Source organism: Polaromonas naphthalenivorans CJ2, from assembly GCF_000015505.1.
Lineage (GTDB): Bacteria > Pseudomonadota > Gammaproteobacteria > Burkholderiales > Burkholderiaceae_C > Polaromonas > Polaromonas naphthalenivorans.
Window position 1 is genome coordinate 4,374,117 of the sequence record NC_008781.1, and the last position, 17,823, is coordinate 4,391,939.

At 63.4% G+C, this 17,823-nt stretch carries 19 protein-coding genes and 1 riboswitch; of the genes, 6 read left to right on the forward strand and 13 right to left on the reverse strand.

Going from position 1 to position 17,823, the window contains the following annotated elements:
* Positions 1–22: 22 nt before the first annotated feature.
* Positions 23–892 (reverse strand): archaetidylserine decarboxylase, encoded by an 870-nt coding sequence (gene asd, locus PNAP_RS20375; protein WP_011803441.1) that lies wholly within the window; start codon positions 890–892, stop codon positions 23–25.
* A gap of 66 nt (positions 893–958) precedes the next feature.
* Positions 959–1,147 carry a heavy-metal-associated domain-containing protein gene (locus tag PNAP_RS20380; RefSeq protein WP_011803442.1) on the reverse strand — a complete coding sequence of 63 codons (189 nt, stop codon included), beginning with the start codon at positions 1,145–1,147 and terminating at the stop codon, positions 959–961.
* Between the two features lie 204 nt (positions 1,148–1,351).
* Between PNAP_RS20380 and PNAP_RS20385 the strand changes: the two genes are divergently transcribed.
* On the forward strand, positions 1,352–3,793 hold the full coding sequence (locus PNAP_RS20385; RefSeq protein ID WP_011803443.1) for a heavy metal translocating P-type ATPase: 2,442 nt from the start codon (positions 1,352–1,354) through the stop codon (positions 3,791–3,793).
* Positions 3,790–4,206, forward strand: a complete 417-nt coding sequence (cueR, locus tag PNAP_RS20390; RefSeq protein WP_011803444.1) for a Cu(I)-responsive transcriptional regulator — start codon at positions 3,790–3,792, stop codon at positions 4,204–4,206. Before PNAP_RS20385 ends, cueR begins: the two co-directional genes overlap by 4 nt.
* A gap of 229 nt (positions 4,207–4,435) precedes the next feature.
* Here cueR and PNAP_RS20395 read toward each other — a convergent pair whose 3' ends face one another.
* The 4 genes from PNAP_RS20395 to PNAP_RS20410 form a co-directional block, all read right to left on the reverse strand.
* Positions 4,436–4,684, reverse strand: a complete 249-nt coding sequence (locus PNAP_RS20395; RefSeq protein ID WP_011803445.1) for a hypothetical protein — start codon at positions 4,682–4,684, stop codon at positions 4,436–4,438.
* 340 nt (positions 4,685–5,024) lie between these two features.
* Positions 5,025–5,396, reverse strand: a complete 372-nt coding sequence (locus PNAP_RS20400; protein WP_011803446.1) for a hypothetical protein — start codon at positions 5,394–5,396, stop codon at positions 5,025–5,027.
* Positions 5,397–5,401: 5 nt separating this feature from the next.
* The gene (locus PNAP_RS20405) at positions 5,402–5,815 is read right to left on the reverse strand and encodes a GNAT family N-acetyltransferase (protein WP_083758075.1); all 414 of its coding nucleotides are present in this window, start codon (positions 5,813–5,815) and stop codon (positions 5,402–5,404) included.
* On the reverse strand, positions 5,707–6,777 hold the full coding sequence (locus PNAP_RS20410) for an RNA-guided endonuclease InsQ/TnpB family protein (RefSeq protein ID WP_232290730.1): 1,071 nt from the start codon (positions 6,775–6,777) through the stop codon (positions 5,707–5,709). The genes PNAP_RS20405 and PNAP_RS20410 overlap by 109 nt, the downstream gene beginning before the upstream one ends.
* Positions 6,778–6,841: 64 nt before the next feature.
* On the opposite strand from PNAP_RS20410, the gene PNAP_RS27220 reads away from it, so the two are divergent.
* Positions 6,842–7,000 (forward strand): hypothetical protein, encoded by a 159-nt coding sequence (locus PNAP_RS27220; RefSeq protein WP_157040344.1) that lies wholly within the window; start codon positions 6,842–6,844, stop codon positions 6,998–7,000.
* Between the two features lie 119 nt (positions 7,001–7,119).
* Here the strand turns inward: PNAP_RS27220 and PNAP_RS20415 are convergent, their stop codons facing one another.
* Positions 7,120–8,004, reverse strand: a complete 885-nt coding sequence (locus PNAP_RS20415; RefSeq protein WP_011803448.1) for an IS982 family transposase — start codon at positions 8,002–8,004, stop codon at positions 7,120–7,122.
* 182 nt (positions 8,005–8,186) lie between these two features.
* Between PNAP_RS20415 and alkB the strand changes: the two genes are divergently transcribed.
* Positions 8,187–8,840 (forward strand): DNA oxidative demethylase AlkB, encoded by a 654-nt coding sequence (alkB, locus tag PNAP_RS20420; RefSeq protein WP_011803449.1) that lies wholly within the window; start codon positions 8,187–8,189, stop codon positions 8,838–8,840.
* Positions 8,841–8,851: 11 nt separating this feature from the next.
* Here the strand turns inward: alkB and otnI are convergent, their stop codons facing one another.
* The 6 genes from otnI to PNAP_RS20450 all read right to left on the reverse strand — a co-directional run bounded on the left by otnI (position 8,852) and on the right by PNAP_RS20450 (position 15,461).
* On the reverse strand, positions 8,852–9,706 hold the full coding sequence (gene otnI / locus PNAP_RS20425; RefSeq protein WP_011803450.1) for a 2-oxo-tetronate isomerase: 855 nt from the start codon (positions 9,704–9,706) through the stop codon (positions 8,852–8,854).
* A gap of 6 nt (positions 9,707–9,712) precedes the next feature.
* Positions 9,713–11,575 (reverse strand): SulP family inorganic anion transporter, encoded by a 1,863-nt coding sequence (locus PNAP_RS20430; protein WP_011803451.1) that lies wholly within the window; start codon positions 11,573–11,575, stop codon positions 9,713–9,715.
* Between the two features lie 50 nt (positions 11,576–11,625).
* Positions 11,626–13,035, reverse strand: coding sequence for a chromate efflux transporter (gene chrA, locus PNAP_RS20435; protein ID WP_049763725.1), 1,410 nt, complete (start codon positions 13,033–13,035; stop codon positions 11,626–11,628).
* Positions 12,992–13,600 carry a methionine biosynthesis protein MetW gene (gene metW, locus PNAP_RS20440; protein ID WP_011803453.1) on the reverse strand — a complete coding sequence of 203 codons (609 nt, stop codon included), beginning with the start codon at positions 13,598–13,600 and terminating at the stop codon, positions 12,992–12,994. Before metW ends, chrA begins: the two co-directional genes overlap by 44 nt.
* Positions 13,597–14,745: a homoserine O-succinyltransferase MetX gene (gene metX, locus PNAP_RS20445; protein ID WP_086000550.1), complete on the reverse strand. Its 1,149-nt coding sequence runs from the start codon at positions 14,743–14,745 to the stop codon at positions 13,597–13,599. Before metX ends, metW begins: the two co-directional genes overlap by 4 nt.
* Before the next feature lie 149 nt (positions 14,746–14,894).
* Positions 14,895–15,461 (reverse strand): TMEM165/GDT1 family protein, encoded by a 567-nt coding sequence (locus tag PNAP_RS20450; protein ID WP_011803455.1) that lies wholly within the window; start codon positions 15,459–15,461, stop codon positions 14,895–14,897.
* A 59-nt stretch (positions 15,462–15,520) separates the two neighbouring features.
* Positions 15,521–15,674, reverse strand: a riboswitch (yybP-ykoY riboswitch).
* 172 nt (positions 15,675–15,846) lie between these two features.
* On the opposite strand from PNAP_RS20450, the gene PNAP_RS20455 reads away from it, so the two are divergent.
* Positions 15,847–17,049 (forward strand): ammonium transporter, encoded by a 1,203-nt coding sequence (locus tag PNAP_RS20455; RefSeq protein ID WP_011803456.1) that lies wholly within the window; start codon positions 15,847–15,849, stop codon positions 17,047–17,049.
* Positions 17,050–17,259: 210 nt separating this feature from the next.
* Positions 17,260–17,718: an RNA recognition motif domain-containing protein gene (locus PNAP_RS25965; RefSeq protein ID WP_011803457.1), complete on the forward strand. Its 459-nt coding sequence runs from the start codon at positions 17,260–17,262 to the stop codon at positions 17,716–17,718.
* Positions 17,719–17,823 lie beyond the last annotated feature (105 nt).

A 17,823-nucleotide genomic window follows, 5' to 3' on the forward strand; every position in this document is an offset into this window, starting at 1 on the left:
GGGACAAGCGTCCTGGCACGCTTTAGCGTTGCGAATCTGCAGCGACATCCGCCATCGCCTCGCCCAGCCGCACCGCGCGGCCCGGCTCCCAGTCGGGGTTGAAGCGCAGCGGCCCCTTGGGAAACAGCAGGACGACGGTCGAGCCGAGCAAAAACCGGCCCATTTCCTCGCCCTGCCTGAGCACGACTTCGGGCTGGCCGGACGCCGGGTAACGCCACTCGCGCACCGCCTTGCCGCGCGGCGGGTTCACCACGCCGTGCCAGACCGTCGCCATGCTGCCGACTATCGTCGCGCCGACCAGCGCCAGCACGAACGGCCCGCGCGCCGACTCGAACACGCAGACCACGCGCTCGTTGCGCGCAAACAGCCCCGGCACGCCGCGCGCCGTGACCGGATTGACCGAGAACAGGTCGCCCGGCACGTAAATCATGCGCGTCAAGCGCCCATCGCACGGCATGTGGATGCGGTGGTAGTCCTTCGGACTCAGGTAGATCGTGGCGAAATGGCCGTTCTGGTAGTGCGCGGCCAGCGCCGCATCGCCGCCGACCAGCGCGGTGGTCGAATAGTGGTGGCCCTTGGCCTGGAAGATCTGGTCGTGCTCGATGGCGCCAAACTGGCTGATCGCGCCATCGACCGGGCAGACCAGCGCGGCTTGGGCCAGCGGCCGCGCGCCGGGCTTGAGCGCGCGGGTGAAAAAGTCGTTGAAGGTGAGGTAACTGGCAATGTCTGAGTCGAGCGCTTCGCTCATGTTCACCCGGTATTTGGCGACAAAGCGGCGGATGATTTCGGTGGTCACCCAGCCGCGTTCACGCGACGCGACAAAACCGGCGAAGTGGGTGAGCGCCTGCTTGGGCAACAGGTATTGGGGCAAAACAGCAAGACGGTCGGACACAGGCGCTCAAGGAAGTAGAAAGAGGAATCATTCTATAGAGGCGGCCCTGGCCCCGATGCGCCGCCCTCAGTGCGTCGGGTAACCCGCCTCGGTCAATGCGTCTGCAACGATTTGCCGGTCTTGCGTGGTCTGGACCGTGACCTTTTTGGCCGGCAGGTCAATGCTGACCGTAGCAAGGGCATCGAGCTGCTTGACGGTTTTGGTGATGACGCCGGCGCAGTGGCCGCAACTCATGTCGGGAATCTCGAATTCCATGAAGTCTCCTTGAAAGGTGAAAAGATGAGGAAGGCCTGCAGTCTGAACCTTCCCACGGTGGCAAAGTCAATGGGTTTGCACAAATCCTGAAAATAGCCGTGCTTATTTTCAGCCAGGGCTTGACCCTGCCATGATGGCAAGGTTCACACTCGCCTCAATCGCTTCACAGTCACGTCCCGGCGATGCCACTTCAGGAGAACATGCATGAGCGCCACCCACACCTTGCCCGCCCGCCTGGCCCCCGCTTCCGCGCTCAAGGAGTGGCGCTTTGCCGTCGAAGGCATGACCTGCGCCTCGTGCGTGGCCCGGGTAGAAAAAGCCTTGGCCAATACTCCGGGCGTCGAGGAAGCCAACGTCAATTTCGCCACCGAACAGGCCAGCGTCAGGGCGAGCCCGGAAGTCAGCCTGGCCACCCTCAAGGCGGCAATTGAAAAAGCCGGCTATGCCGTGCCCGAGCAGTCGCTGCGGCTCAAGATTGGCGACATGACCTGCGCCTCGTGCGTGGCGCGCGTGGAAAAGGCGCTCAAACAGGTGCCGGGCGTGCTGTCGGCCGAAGTCAACCTGGCGCTTGAGACCGCCGAAGTCACCGTGGCGGGCGGCGCGGCCACCCTGCCCCAGCTGATTGCCGCCGTCGATAAAGCCGGCTACCGGGCGCAGGCGCTTCAGGAGCCGGGCGCCAGCCAGGGCCAGCCGCCGCAACCCGGCGCCCCCTGGTGGCCGATTGCCGTGGCGGCCGCGCTGTCGGCGCCGCTGGCGCTGCCGATGTTCGGCCTGCTGTTCGGCAAGATGTGGATGCTTGACGGCTGGCTGCAATTGCTGCTGGCCACGCCGGTGCAGTTCTGGCTCGGCGCGCGCTTTTACAAGGCCGGCTGGAAAGCCGTACGGGCCGGCGCCGGCAACATGGATTTGCTGGTGGCGGTCGGCACGTCGGCAGCCTACGGGCTGAGCGTTTACATGCTGCTGCGCCATGGCGAACACGGCATGCCTCATCTTTACTTCGAGGCATCGGCCATCGTCATCACGCTGGTGCTGCTGGGCAAATGGCTGGAAGCGCGCGCCAAGCGCCAGACCACCGAGGCCATCCGGGCGCTCAATGCGCTGCGGCCCGAAACCGCGCGCCTGCGTCGGGACGGCCAGGACCGGGAAGTTCCGATTGCCAGTGTGCGGGTCGGCGACCTGGTCGTGGTGCGCCCCGGCGAACGCATCGCGGTCGATGGCGAAGTCATGGAAGGCGCGACCGAGGTCGATGAATCGCTGATCACCGGCGAAAGCCTGCCGGTCAACAAGCATGCCGGCGACCGGGTGACCGGCGGCGCCATCAATGCCGAAGGGCTGATCGTGGTGCGTACCACGGCGGTCGGTGCCGAATCGACGCTGGCGCGCATCGTGCGCATGGTCGAGTCGGCGCAGGCGAAAAAAGCGCCGATTCAGCGGCTGGTCGATCAGGTCAGCGCCGTGTTCGTGCCGGTGGTCATCGTCATCGCCTTCGTCACGCTGCTGGGCTGGGGTTTTGCCGGTGGCAACTGGGAAACCGCGATTCTCAACGCAGTCGCCGTGCTGGTGATTGCCTGCCCCTGCGCGCTCGGGCTGGCCACGCCGACCGCCATCATGGCCGGCACCGGCGTGGCGGCGAAGCACGGCATCCTGATCAAGGACGCCGAAGCGCTCGAAGTGGCGCACCAGGTGAAGATCGTCGCCTTCGACAAGACCGGCACGCTGACCGAAGGCAAACCCGAACTGGTCGCGCTGGAGCCTGCAAATATTTCGCGCGACGCGGCGCTGGCGTGGAGCGCCGCCATCCAGTCGGGCAGCGAACACCCGCTGGCCAAAGCCGTCACGCAACTGGCCCTGAAGGAGCAACTCGGCGTGCCGGCGGCGTCGCAAGTCCGCGCCGTGGCCGGGCGCGGCATGTCGGCCGTGGTCGATAGCCATGAGCTGCGTCTCGGCAGCCCGCGCTTCATGCAGGAACTCGGCGTGGAACTCGGCGCCTTTGCAGCGCGCGCGCAGGCGCTCGAAGCCCAAGGCCGCACCGTGTCGTGGCTGGCCGATGTGACGGGCGCACCGCAGTTGCTGGCGCTGCTGGCGTTCGGCGACACGGTCAAGGCCAGCGCCGCCCCGGCCGTCGCCAGCCTGCACGCGCTGGGCATCCAGACCGCGCTGGTCACCGGCGACAACCGAGGCAGCGCCGAGGCCGTGGCGAAGCAGCTCGGCATCGACATCGTGCATTTCCAGGTTCTGCCCGAAAACAAGGCCGACATCATCGGCCAGCTCAAGGATCAGGTGAACGACCAGGGCGGGCGCGTGGCGATGGTCGGCGACGGCATCAACGACGCGCCCGCGCTGGCGGCGGCCGATGTCGGCATTGCCATGTCCACCGGCACCGACGTGGCGATGCAGGCCGCCGGCATCACGCTGATGCGCGGCAACCCGGCGCTGGTCGCCGACGCCATCGACATCTCGCGCCGCACCTACGCCAAGATCCGGCAAAACCTGTTCTGGGCGTTTTTCTACAACGTGGTCGGCATTCCGCTGGCCGCTTTCGGCCTGCTGAGCCCGGTGATTGCCGGTGCGGCCATGGCCTTCAGCAGCTTCAGCGTGGTGATGAACGCGCTGCTGCTGCGCCGCTGGAAAGGAACTTCGAAATGACCGCCCCCGTGATCGACAGCGGCCCCTTCAACATCGGCCAGGCCGCCAGCCGCTCGGGCGTGTCGGCCAAGATGATCCGCCACTACGAATCGCTCGGCCTGCTGCCCGCCGTGCCGCGCACCGACGCGGGCTACCGGCAGTATGGCGACAAGCAAGTCCACACCCTGCGCTTCATCCGCCGCGCCCGCACGCTGGGTTTCAGCATGGCCGAGATTGCCGAGCTGCTCAAGCTGTGGCAAAACCAGCAGCGCGCCAGCGCCGACGTCAAACGCATCGCCCAGGCGCACGTCGCCGACCTGGAGCGGCGCATCGCCGAGATGCAGGCGATGCGCCAGACGCTGGCGCAGCTGGCGCATTGCTGCGCAGGAGACGACCGGCCCGATTGCCCGATCCTGAGCGGGCTGGCGGAGTGATGCGGGCCTTTTTGCTATGAATTGAATAGCTGCTTGCGCAGGTGTAGCCTGCGCTGGAGGCTTGTTTTACCTGAATTCCAGAATTTTCCTGCCGCCAGCGCGGCCGCTGGCATTCGGGCGCAAGGTCTTTTTAAGGCCTTGATTTTCATAAAAACAGCCTCTGGCGCTTTATCTGCCTGCGCATACAGCTATGGATTAAATAGCAATTCGAAATGCCCTGGCGCTGGTTTCATTCCTCGCCTTTCGTGAGGTCTCGGTGCAGCGCGCGGCGCAGCGCCATGTTGTCGGCGCGGCGCTGGGCGCCCTGGCTGCGGATGTGCTTGCCGGCCGCGCCAGAACTGCCGCGCTGCTGCAGGGCGCGCGCGACCGGGTTGCGCGGCGTGCTCGCCGGCAGGCTGATGACCAGCGGCTGGCGCATGCGGCGCAGTTGCTTGACCTTGCCTTCGGCAAAGGCGCGGGAAATTTTTTTGGCACTCATTGTGCGCTCCACAAAACAAAAAGCCCCGGCAAAGTGGCCAGGGCTCTTGGGGCGTGCAGTCAATGCTGTCGCGCCGGTGCCGTGGCTGGAAATGGTGTGAAACACAGTCCAGCCGGGGCGGATGAACTGCGCTCAGAGGGGGAAGGACATGGCGGTGGCAGACATAGCGTGGATCTCCGGGTGCCCGGACCGGCCGAAGGGCGGGTCGCATGCGGGGCTTGAATGTAGAGGCTGATTTTCAGCGGGCGGGCGCGGGTCTGGCAATGGTTTTTGCAGCGGCGTCGGGCTGGCCGCCATCAGCGCTGCGCATGCGTTGTTTCATCGCAACAAAACAGCCGGTTTAACCAGCCGTGGGCAAGGCGCCCGAATCTGTCCCTGTCCCGCTCTCGCCTTCGCTTTCAGCGGCCTTTTCAACAGGCTCCAGATGAATTTGCATTTCAAGCGCGGCGATGCCGATATTGACCGTGGCCGTCAGCGAGACAGGCCGGCTCGACAGTGGCCGGCCCTTGAGTTCTTCCAAGGCAATTTCAAGAATTCGGCACATTTGCGCCGTCGAGGCGCGCACGGCCCTTTCATTGAGTGCGCCCGTGGCGGTGGTCGCGGTATTGGCCAGGGACTCAACGCCGTCCTTGACGGACGTTGCGATGCCCTCGACGGCATCATTGGCCTTGGTGGCCACTTGCGCCCCGAAGCCTTTTATCTTGTCGAGCATTGGATTCATTCCTTGTGTGTGATGACGTTTAAAGACGGGATGTTTTCGGGCGCCTCAGCCTTGCCTTGAGCGGCTTGCGAAGGCAGCGGGTATGTTGGCTCCCAGTGGTAGGCCAGAAAAACATCATCGCGTTTCCAGCCGAGGGATTCGTAAAGTGCTTGTGCTTTTACATTGGTTTTTGCGGTGCTGAGGTCCATTCGTGCGATACCGCTGGCACGGGCCTCATCATGCGCGGCAAGCATCAGGGCCTTGCCCAGGCCGGCCGTTCGGAATTCAGGCAACACAAACAAATCTTGACATCCTCCCCTCCCTAAAGGGAGGGGATTCCTACAGCTAGACGCGAATGTCCTCGCGCAAGAATGTTCTTGGCTGCGTTTGTGTCCCGGTGGTGTACCGAGCCACAGTCGCTGCAAGCCCATTCTCTTATTCCAAGGCCTGCTCTACCCTTCGGACTGCTGGCGGGAATAACCCCGCAGCACGAGCAAGTCTGGGTTGTATAACTTTCACTCACCTCTTCAAAGACGATACCGGCCTGATGGCTCTTGTATTGCAGAATCGTCTTCAGTGTTGACCAGCCCGCATCGAGTACGGACTTGGCCATCTTCGTCTTGATCAGCGCTTGGCTTGACACGTTGCCCACGAAGATCGCGGCGTTCTCCTTGACCAGCCGGGTGCTGAACTTGTGCATGGCGTCTTTGCGGACGTTGGCAATCTTGGCGTGTATCGCCCGCGTCCTGTCCTTCTTGCCTGCGCGTTGGGCCATCGCCAGCGCGGGCTCGTATTGGCGGTAAATGCGCGATGCCAATGCGTCGCCATTGGAGCAAACCGCAGAGGTTTTCAATCCCAGGTCGATACCCACGCTGGCGGTACCCGCGCTTTTCCTGGCTTCGACCTCAACGCACACATTCAAATACCACCGGCCCCGCGCATCCTGGCTGATCGAGCCAGCGCGCAGTTCGTACTGGCTCAGCCCATAGCTGTCCCACAGGCCCAGCCTCAAGCCGCAGAACTTCACCTGCCCGTTGCGATACGCAGCGCCGCCCTTTTTGAACGGTATCCAGCCCAGCGAGCGCTTCGGCGACTTCGGGTTGGATACACGCCAGTTCAGTCGGACTTTCTTGAACTGCCTGCGCCGGGTGGCGTATTCCTCGCAGACCAGCTGCACGGTGGCGCTGCCCACCTTGACGCCTTCGCACTTGCTGAACCCGGCGGTGTACTTTTGCAAGTCGTAGGCGCTCAGCCACTTCTGACGCTCACGGATGGAGCGGTGCGACAACTCGTTGAGGTAGTTCCAGACCTGATTGACCTCACGCGCCATCGCCGCAAGCGCGCTGGCGTGCTTGTCCTTGATGCGCAGCTTGAGGGTCTTGATCGTTTTCACAGGTGTTATTGACTCACACAAACATATTTCCTGCAAGTGTTTTTGAATCACCGATAATGATGGGATGGAAACCTTGAAAAAACCCATCGGCAGGCCACCAAAGCCTGCCAGCGAAAAACTGGAGCAGCGATCCATCCGGCTGACTGCGGCGCAGTGGGCAAAGGTTGATGCCGCAGGCTTAAGCGCGCTGCGTATGCTCATCAACCACTGGCGCGTGAAGTAGCAAGGCAGGCCGGAACAGCCTGATCGCTCAGACCCCGGCATGAATGCCGGGGCTTGCCGCTTAAAGAGGGTCAGCATCTGACTTCACTATGTAACCTGAGTTCTGGGTAAGGCACGGAGTCAGTTCACAGCCAGCGTGCCACGAGAGTCGCGCAGTGCAATGCGAGGCTTCACGGGTTGCAGGCAATACGCCACGATGCCCGCCATGAGATTGACAGCGAAGTTCATCAGCGAACGATGCCGGGTGTGCTCGATCTGGCACAGGTTCTTGAGTTCATCGAAGACCGTCTCCACCAGCGAGCGCTTGCGCAGCAGCGCCTGGTCAAACCCGGAGTGAACGACCTCCTTCATATTCTTGCGTACCCGTGTCACGACCTCAATGCCTTTGTCTTTCATCTTGCTCGCAAAGTCCTTGCCGATGTAACCCTTGTCGGCATACAGCTTGCCGAACAGGCTTGATGCGATGGTCAGTAATCCCTTGCGGTCATCAATGTTGCCAGGCGTGACCTTGATGGCCAGCAGTTCGCCTTGGTGGTTGATGACCGCGTGCAGCTTGAAGCCGTAAAACCAGCCCGTGGACGATTTGCCGCGCTGGGCGATGCCCTGGAAAACGCGGTGACGATTGATTCGCAGATTGTGGCAAACGGCCAGCGGCGTGGAGTCGGCAATGGAAATGCCCGTGCAGGTGCCCTTGAGCGTCTGGAACAATGCGGCCAGCACCACCGCACAGCGAGGCATCAGTGCCACGAAGCGCGTGTAGGACAGCTGCCGGGGAAATTCCGAGGTCATGAACCGGCAGACGGTGCCACGGTAGAACTCCTTGAACTGACGCCCGCGCATCGTGTGAAACAGCACCACAATCGTGGTCATCTCGGACAGCGACATCGAGCCCGTCCGATTGCGCCGCTGTTTGCCGCTGCTGTCCAGCATACGCTGCTCAAGCAGCGGCTCGAATTGCTGGCAGAAGTCGTCGATAAGGCAAAACAGCTCCATGGTTTTGTCCATGATGGGGCACCTTCATATGCATTGGGTGCTCCCATTTTGCAGCCAGTTCCTTCCTGCTTTCACGCCGCACGGGGGCTTCGCTTATCCAGAACTCAGGTTATGTATTTAATAGCATCCTGCACCCGTATCTATTGCGCAAATGGCCTATTTGGTCATGAAGATAGCCAAAAAACGGAGTATTTTTGACCCGCAGCCTTTTCGACGAACCGCCAGCGCCCTATGACGCACCCGAGCCCATCGCGCCGGGCGCCGTGCTGCTGCGCGGGTTTGCCCTTGACCGGGCCGAAGCACTGCTTCAGGCCGCGCGGCAGGTCATCGCGGTTGCGCCCTTGCGCCATCTCATGACGCCGGGCGGGCGCGTCATGTCGGTCGAGATGAGCAATTGCGGCGCGCTGGGCTGGACATCGAGCCGCACGGGCTACCGTTACGACCAAGCCGACCCGCTCTCGGGCCAGCCCTGGCCGCCCATGCCAGCCTGCTTTGCCGACATGGCGATGCGGGCGGCGGCCGAGGCGGGTTTTGAGGGCTTCGCGCCCGACGCCTGCCTGATCAACCGCTACGAACCCGGCGCGCGCCTGTCGCTGCACCAGGACCGCGACGAAAGCGACCTGAGCGCGCCCATCGTCTCGGTCTCGCTGGGCCTGCCGGCGGTTTTCCTGTTTGGCGGTTTGCAGCGCAATGAGCGCCCCGCGCGCTTGCGGCTGGCGCACGGTGACGTGGCGGTGTGGGGCGGCGCGGCGCGGCTGGCGTTTCACGGCGTGGCGCCGCTGGCCGACGGCGACCATCCGCGCCTCGGGCGCCAGCGCATCAACCTGACGTTTCGCCGCGCGGGTTGACGGGTTAAGGTTTAAAGCGCCGGCATGCCGCGACTGGCCTCAGCGAGCCAGCCCAGCCCGTCCGAAGTCGCGCCGGGCGCCAGGCCGCGCACCGGCTTGTACTCGCACCCCACCCAGCCGCCGTAACCCAGCTCGTCGAGCAGCGCAAACAGATAGGGGTAGTTGATTTCGCCCAGATCCGGCTCGTTGCGCCCCGGCGCGCCCGCAATCTGGATGTGGCCGATACGCCCCGTCGGCACATAGCGGCGCAGCTTCATCGCCAGGTCGCCTTCGACCACCTGGCAGTGGTACAGGTCCATCTGCACCTTGAGATTTTCCGCGCCGACTTCGTCCAGGATGGCGTGCGCGTGGTCTTGCCGGTTCAGAAAATAGCCGGGCATGTCGCGGGTGTTGATGGGCTCGATCAGCACGTCCACGCCCGCCCGTGAGGCTTGGGCAGCCGCCCGGCGCAGGTTGGCAACGTAGGCGGCCTGCGCCGCTTCGCGCGTCACGACATCCGGCAGTTCGGGCAACAGGCCCGCCATGACGTGGATGCGCGGGCAGTCCAGTTGCTGCGCATAGTCCAGCGCCAGGGCAAATCCGGCTGCGAATTCGGCTTCATGGCCGGGCAGGCAGGCCGTGCCCCGGCAGCCGGGCGAGGCCCATGCCGCCTCGATGCTGGCGGCGTCCGTGCCGCCGGGCGGCGCGTTGAGCAGCACCAGTTCAAGGGCGTTCGCCACCAGCAGCGCCTTGAGTTCAGCCACCGGACAGCTGTAGGGCGACATCAGTTCCACGGCGCTGAAACCATCGCGGGCGGCGGCTTCAAAGCGTTGGTGAAAAGGCAGCTCGGTGTAGAGCCAGTTCAGGTTGGCGGCGAATTGGGGCATGGCGGTTCAGGTCGTGGGCTGGTTTGCAGGGTCGTCGGCGCCCGGCGCGGCCCGGCATTCCCAGAAAATCCGGGCGCTGCAATGGCGGCAAATCTCGGGGTCGAGCTTGCCGAAGATGGTGGAAATGGCGGTGAACTTGTCGGGGAACTGGTGCTCGGGCCCCAGCACGTCGGTGAAGCCGGTCTTGCGCCACATGCGGATCACCTCCGGGCGCGGCCGGTGAAAGTACAAGTCGCCGCCCATGGCGCGCCGCGCCGCCAGCTCGGCCTGCCACAGTTCGGCGCCGGCCAGGTCGATGAAGTTCATGCTCTTGGCCATCACCAGCAAATGCTTTTGCGGATTCGGCTGGCTGCGCAGCGCGTGCAGGATGTCGGCCACATGCTGGGTCGCGCCGAAATACACCTCGCCCTCCATGCGCAGCAATTTAAGCTGCGGGCACTCGGGCAGCGTCGGGTGCGGCGGCTCGCCGGGGTCGTCAGGCGTGTCAATCACCACGAACTGCCGGTCCAGCCCCCGGCTGTCAAAACCCATGGTCCGCATGGCAGGCCGCGAGGTGCGGTACAAAAACGACATCAGCGACAGCAGCATGCCAAGCAAGATCGCCATTTCCAGCCGGATCGTGAGGGTAGCCACCAGCGTGGCCAGCGCCACCCCGAAATCGGTTCGGCTCAGGGCGAACAGCTGGCGCCAGCGCTTCAGGTCGAGCAGGGCCAGCGCCACCAGCACCAAGAGCCCGGCCAGCGCGGCCATCGGAATCTGCGCCAGCACCGGCGCGCTGACCGCCACCAGCCCCAAGAGCAGCAGCGCCGAAAACACCGACGACAGCGGCGTGCGGGCGCCGGCCTCCAGGTTGGGCATGGAGCGGTTCATCGAGCCGCAGGACACGTAGCTGGAGAAAAATCCGCCAATGATGTTGGACAAGCCCTGGCCCCGGAATTCGCGGTTGGCGTCGATGCGCTGGCCCGATCGCAGCGCCACCGTCTTGGCAATCGAAATGTCCTGTCCCAGCGCGACGATGGTCAGCGCGAACGCCAGGCCAATCAAATCGGACGCCTGCGCCCAGCTGATGCGCGGCACCTCGAAGCGCGGCCACGGCGTGGCGATGGCGCCGACGGTGCGCAGCGCCGACGAGGGCGTGGCGCTGCCCGCCGTCCACTGGCCCCAGCCCCAGGCCAGCACGGTGGCCACGGCCAGCCCGATCAGCATGTAAGGCCAGTTGCGGCGAAACCGGCGCAGCCCCAGGGCCACCGCCAGCGTGATGCCGGCCACGGCCAGCGCCGCCGGATTGGCGTGCGGCAGCTGCGTCAGGACATGCGCCAGCACGCCCGCCGCGCTGTGTTCGGGCGCGGCGGCCAGGCCCAGGAAATCGGGCAGCGCATGCACCGCGATCAAGAGCGCCGCGCCGGACGTGAAGCCAAACAGCACGGCGGGCGAGATGAAATTGGCCAGCACGCCCAGCCGCAGCGCGCCAATCAGCCACTGCAGCACGCCGACCATCACGGTGACGGCCAGCGCCAGCTGGATGTACATCGGGCTGAAGGCCATGGCCAGCGGCGAGAGCATGGCAAACAGCGCCAGCGAGTTGGCGTTGGTCGGGCCGGACATGACATGCCAGCTGGAGCCGAACAGCGCGGCGATGATGCACGGAACGATGGCGGTGTACAGCCCGTACTCGGGCGGCAGCCCGGCCAGCGTGGCAAAGGCAATGCCTTGCGGCAGCACCAGCACCGCGCCCAGCAGGCCGGCCATGGCGTCGGCGCGCAGCGTGGCCGGCGTGAGCTGGTGCACCCAGTGGCCAAACAGGCGCTCGGCCAGCCGCCGCATGAGGGTCGTGAAGGGAATGGCGGCGCTGGCGTTGGAAGGTTTCATGGCAAGGGTTTGAGCATACTGCGCGCGCCAGCTACTCCGGTGACAGGCGCTCAGGCCAGGCCGGACCAGCGCAGCAGCAGCCCGGCGACCGCCGAGGCGGCGATGACCGGGATCACGCCCCACTTCAGGCGCCACAGGGCCAGGGCCGCCAATACCGCCAGCGTCAGCGCCACCCAGTCAGGTTGAGCATCAAAAAAGCCATTTGCGCTTGATGGGTAAGCGATAGCAGCTATGAAAAACAGAGCAAGATTGGCGATCACGCCGACCACGGCGGCGGTCACGGCGGCCAGCGGCGCGGTCAGCCTGAGGTTGCCGCGCGTGGACTCGACCCACGGCCCGCCCGCCAGGATGAAGATGAACGAAGGCAAAAAGGTGAACCACGTCGCCACGCAGGCGGCCAGGGCCGCGCCCAGAAACAGCGCATCCGGCCCCAGCACCTGTTTGGCCCAGCCGCCGACAAAGCCGACAAACGCCACCACCATGATGAGCGGGCCGGGCGTGGTTTCGCCCAGCGCCAGGCCGTCCATCATTTGCGCCGTGCTGAGCCAGTGGTAATGCCCGACCGCCATCTGGTTCACGTAAGGCAGCACGGCGTAGGCCCCGCCAAAGGTCAGCAGCGCGGCCTTGGTGAAAAACCAGCCGACCTGCGTCAGCGTGCCGCTCCAGCCGTAGGTGAAAAACAGCGCCGCCATCGGCGCCAGCCAGAGCACGGCGCCGGCCAGCAGCACCCATGCCAGCCGGGGCAGGCTGAACAGCGCATGCGGCGGCGTCGGCGTGTCGTCGTCAATCAGGGCTGCGGCGCGAACGCCGTGCGTCGCCGCCGCGTGGCCTTTGCCGTGCGCCAGGCTGCCAGGCGCCACGCGCGCCAGAACGGCGCCCGTCAGCATGGCGCCCAGCACGACCAGCGGAAACGGCAGCTTCAAGGCCCAAATTGCTATGAAACTCATAGCTGCTATCGCCCATGGAACGGGCGCCAGCAGCGGATTTCCCAATGATTTACTGGCGATGCGGTGCAGCGCGTGCAGCACAATCGCCGCCACGGCCGGCTTGATGCCGTAAAAAATCCCGGCCACCAGCGGCTGCTGGCCAAAGGCCATGTAAATCCAGCTCAGCGCTATCAGCAGCGCCAGCGACGGCAGGAAAAACAGGCTGCCCGCCACCACGCCGCCCCAGCTCCGGTGCATCAGCCAGCCCAGGTAGGTCGCCAGCTGCTGCGCCTCGGGGCCGGGCAGCACCATGCAAAAGTTGAGCGCATGCAAAAAGCGCTTTTCAGACACCCAGCGGCGGCGCTCGACCAGCTCGCGGTGCATGATGGCAATCTGCCCGGCCGGCCCGCCAAAGCTGATGAAGCCGAGCAGCAGCCAAAAGCGCAAGGCCTCGCGGAAGGAGACAACCGCCGGCCCCGGGGCGCTCACCTCAGGCCCGCTGCAGCTTGAACACCGCCCGGCTGGCGCGCGCATTCGGCCAGAAGCGGATTTCGCGCCCGTCCTGCAGGCCGAACGAATCGAGAATCCGCAGCCGGTTCTGGCTTGCCAGCGCGGCAAAATCGCGCAGCGTTCCGACGCGGATATTGGGCGTGTCGTACCACTGGTAGGGCAGCACCTTGGTCACCGGCATGCGGCCGCGCAGCACGGCCAGCCGGTTCGGCCAGTGGCCGAAGTTGGGAAAGGCGACGATGCCGATGCGGCCCACGCGCGCCGTCTCAACCAGCATGACTTCGGCATTGCGCAAATGCTGCAGCGTGTCGATCTGCAGCACCACGTCGAAGGAGCTGTCGCCGAACAGCGCCAGACCGTCTTCGAGGTTGAACTGGATGACGTTGACGCCGCGCGCCACACAGGCCTGCACGTTGGCGTCGTCGATCTCGACGCCGTAGCCCGAGCAGCCGCGCTCCCGGATCAGGTAGTCGAGCAGCGCGCCGTTGCCGCAGCCCAGGTCGAGCACGCGCGAGCCCTTGGGCACCAGCCGGGCTATCGACAACTGGTCCGGCGAAGGCGGCAGATTGATTTGGGTGGTTCCGGTCATGCGCTCACCTTGCTCTCGAAATAGGAGCGCACCACGCCCATGTAGCGTGCATCATCGAGCAAAAATGCATCATGGCCATGGGGCGCGTCGATTTCGGCGTAGCTCACATCAATCTGGTTGTCGAGCAGGGCCTTGACGATTTCGCGGCTGCGCGCCGGGGAAAACCGCCAGTCGGTGGTGAAGCTGACCAGCAAGAACTTGGCGCTGGCCTGGGCCAGCGCGCGGCTCAGGTCGCCGCCGAATTCACCGGCCGGGTCGAAGTAGTCGAGCGCGCGCGTGATCAAGAGATAGGTATTGGCGTCGAAGTATTCGGCGAACTTGTCGCCCTGGTAGCGCAGGTAGCTTTCGATCTGGAACTCGACGTCCTGCGTCGAAAACTTGATGCCTGCGGCGTCGCGCAGCTGGCGTCCGAACTTCTCGTTCATCACGTCGTCGCTCAGGTAGGTGATGTGGCCGATCATGCGGGCAATGCGCAGGCCGCGCTTGGGCAGCACGCCGTGTTTGTAAAAATGTCCGCCGTGAAAGTCGGGGTCGGTGACGATGGCGCGGCGCGCGACTTCGTTGAAGGCAATGTTCTCGGCGGTCAGGTTGGGCGCGCTGGCCACCACCACCGCATGGCGGACACGCCCGGGGTATTGCAGCGTCCAGCTCAGCGCCTGCATGCCGCCCAGGCTGCCGCCCATGACGGCGGCCAGCGTCTGGATGCCCAGCGCATCGAGCAATCTGGCCTGCGCATCAACCCAGTCCTGCACCGTGACGACCGGGAAATCGGCGCCGTACACCTCATTCGTGTCGGGGTTGGTCTGCATCGGCCCGGTCGAGCCGAAGCACGAACCGAGGTTGTTCACGCCGATGACAAAAAACCGGTTGGTATCGACCGGCTTGCCCGGGCCGATCATGGTGTCCCACCAGCCTTCGGATTTTTTCTGAATCTGGCCGGATTCGTCCAGGTAAACGCCGGCCACATGGTGCGACGCGTTCAGCGCATGGCAGATCAGCACCGCGTTGGACTTGTCGGCGTTGAGCTGGCCATAGGTTTCATAGCTCAGGTCATAGGCGCGAATCGAGGCGCCGCTGCGCAAGGGCAGGACGTCGGCAAAGTGCATGGACGCTGGCGAGGCGACAAGGAAGGGGGCAATAGGCACTGTTGATGGATCCACGATAGGAAAACGATGGAGCAAAAAGAAAACCCGGCATCGCTGAAAGCGAGTCCGGGTTCGTGCAGAGTCGTCTTTAGCGGTACTTTTTACGCGCCCGCAAGCTGAGCAAATCGGCGCTTTGTCAGTATAGCAAGCTACGCAGGAACGACCAGCGCCATCAAGCCCAGCCCGGCAAAGACGAGCGCCGACACGATATGCACCACGCGCAGCGGGATCAGGTGCATGAAACGGCTGCCGAGCCAGACCACCGGCGCATTGGCCAGCATCATGCCCAGCGTGGTGCCGGCCACGACCCAGAAGTAGGCGTCGTAGCGGGCGGCCAGCATCACGGTCGCGATCTGGGTCTTGTCGCCCATTTCGGCCAGAAAAAACACCAGTACCGTGGTGCCGAACACGCCGAAGCGGGGCGGTTTTTTGTCGATATCTTCGTCATCGAGCTTGTCCGGAATCAGCATCCACACCGCCATGGCGATAAAGGAAACGCCCAGAATCCAGCGCAGGGTTTGCGGACCCAGAAAGGTGGTGACCCAGGCGCCCAGCGCGCCAGCCATGGCATGGTTGGCGATGGTGGCCACCAGGATGCCGAAGACGATGGGCCAGGGCCGGCGAAATCGCGCAGCCAGCACCAGCGCAAGAAGTTGGGTTTTGTCGCCCATTTCGGCGAGGGCGACGATACCGGTGGAGACGAGGAAAGCTTCCATGAAAAAAACAGCTCAAGCCGGATCAAAAAAACCAATGACTGCACGACATCCCCGGCCTGAAGCTTTTTAAAGTTCTGGAGGCTGTGCAGTCAAAGGTCTCGCCAGGCTTGAAAAACTGTTTGCGCCATGCCGACCCTGTTGCAAGGCCAGACAAGTCTGTTGACGCAAACCCCTCTCAGTGAAGAAGGGCGGCTACTCCCCAATGACAGTGGACATTATAGAAGCGGCCAAAGCCAGGCGAATCCAGAGGGCTAGCTTCAAGACTGGCAGCTTCGCACCGCTAAGGTTCATTTTCACGGCGCATTTCTTGCTTTATTTTGGTGCAATTTTTCGCGTTTGCCTTAAAACGCACCAATAAATCACATTTCATTGAAGAAAGAGCGTTATGGAAGCACTAAAACAGGGCGCTGATGCCTTGTTCATTCTGTTGGGCGGCATCATGGTGCTGGCGATGCATGCGGGTTTTGCGTTTCTGGAACTGGGCACCGTGCGCAAAAAGAACCAGGTCAATGCGCTGGTCAAGATCCTGGTGGACTTCTCGGTCTCAACCGTGGCCTATTTTGCCGTCGGTTATGGCGTGGCCTATGGCACCCATTTTTTTGTCGGCGCCGAAGAGCTGGCAGTCAAAAATGGCTATGAACTGGTCCGGTTTTTCTTTTTGCTGACCTTCGCGGCCGCCATTCCGGCGATTATTTCCGGTGGCATTGCCGAGCGTGCGCGCTTTTATCCCCAACTGATTGCGACGGCGGTCATCGTTGGATTTGTCTATCCGTTTTTCGAAGGCATCGCCTGGAATCATCACTTTGGCGTGCAGGCCTGGATTGCATCGGTCAGCGGCGCCGAATTCCATGATTTTGCCGGTTCCATCGTGGTTCATGCCCTGGGCGGCTGGCTGGCGCTTCCCGCCGTGATTTTGCTCGGTGCGCGCAGCAACCGTTACCGCAAGGATGGCGCGATGTCGGCGCATCCGCCGTCGAGCATTCCCTTCCTGGCGCTGGGGGCGTGGATTCTGGTGGTTGGCTGGTTCGGTTTCAACGTGATGAGCGCGCAAACGCTCGACAAGATTTCCGGCCTGGTCGCGGTGAATTCGCTGATGGCGATGGTGGGCGGTACGCTGGCCGCGCTGGCCTTTGGCAAGAACGATCCCGGTTTTGTGCACAACGGACCACTGGCGGGGCTGGTGGCAGTATGCGCAGGTTCCGACGTGATGCATCCGCTGGGCGCGCTGGTCGTCGGCGGTGTGGCTGGCGCGGTGTTTGTCGTGATGTTCACGCTGACCCAGAACAAATGGAAGATTGACGATGTATTGGGCGTCTGGCCGCTGCACGGGCTTTGCGGCACCTGGGGCGGGATCGCTGCGGGCATTTTTGGCAGCAAGGCCTTGGGCGGCCTGGGTGGCGTCAGCTTTGGCGCGCAACTCATCGGGACCGCAATGGGCGTCACATGGGCCGCATTGATGGGCTTTGTGGTCTATGGCGCACTGAAGCTAACGCTGGGGTTGCGCCTGACCCAGGAAGAGGAGTTTGAAGGGGCTGACCGCTCCATTCATCGCATTGGCGCAACGCCCGAGCACGAAGTCAACTGGTGATTCACTGTTTAGTGGCGCCTAAAAATGGCTAGGTAAAAGTACTAAGTGTCTTGGATTTCAAGAAGTAGCGCATAATATGCGTGTGCGAATCCAAAAATTCGTGCATGTTAGGTGATCGGTCAGTTTCGCGCGCTACAGCGGTACGTTTAAGATTTGTTGTGCTTTCGGGACCCCATCGCTTTTATTTTTGTGTTTTAGAGGAGTCCCTTCATGGGCAACAAACTATACGTCGGCAACCTGCCTTACTCGGTGCGTGACGAAGACCTGCAACAATCTTTTGGTCAATTCGGCGCTGTCACCAGCGCTAAAGTCATGATGGAACGCGACACCGGTCGCTCCAAGGGCTTTGGCTTTGTCGAAATGGCCAGCGACGCAGAAGCACAAGCTGCCATCAACGGCATGAACGGTCAGCCTTTGGGCGGCCGTAGCGTTGTCGTGAATGAAGCCCGTCCAATGGAGGCACGTCCTCCACGTACCGGCGGCTTCGGTGGCGGCGGTGGCGGCTACGGTGGTGGTGCTGGCGGCGGCGGTGGTGGATACGGCGGCGGTGGCGGTGGACGCTCTTCCGGCGGCGGCAGCGACGGTGGTTTCCGTAGCCCGTACGGCGGCGGCGGCGCTGGTGGCGGACGCTCCGGTGGCGGCGGCGGTGGTGGACGCGGCGGCTACTAAGCCCTGCTCTTTCGCTGCAGGCTAACTGGCCCGCTTAAAATAGCCTCTTTAGTCTTTGATTGAAGAGTGCTTAAAAAGGCTTCAAAACTTCGGTTTTGAAGCCTT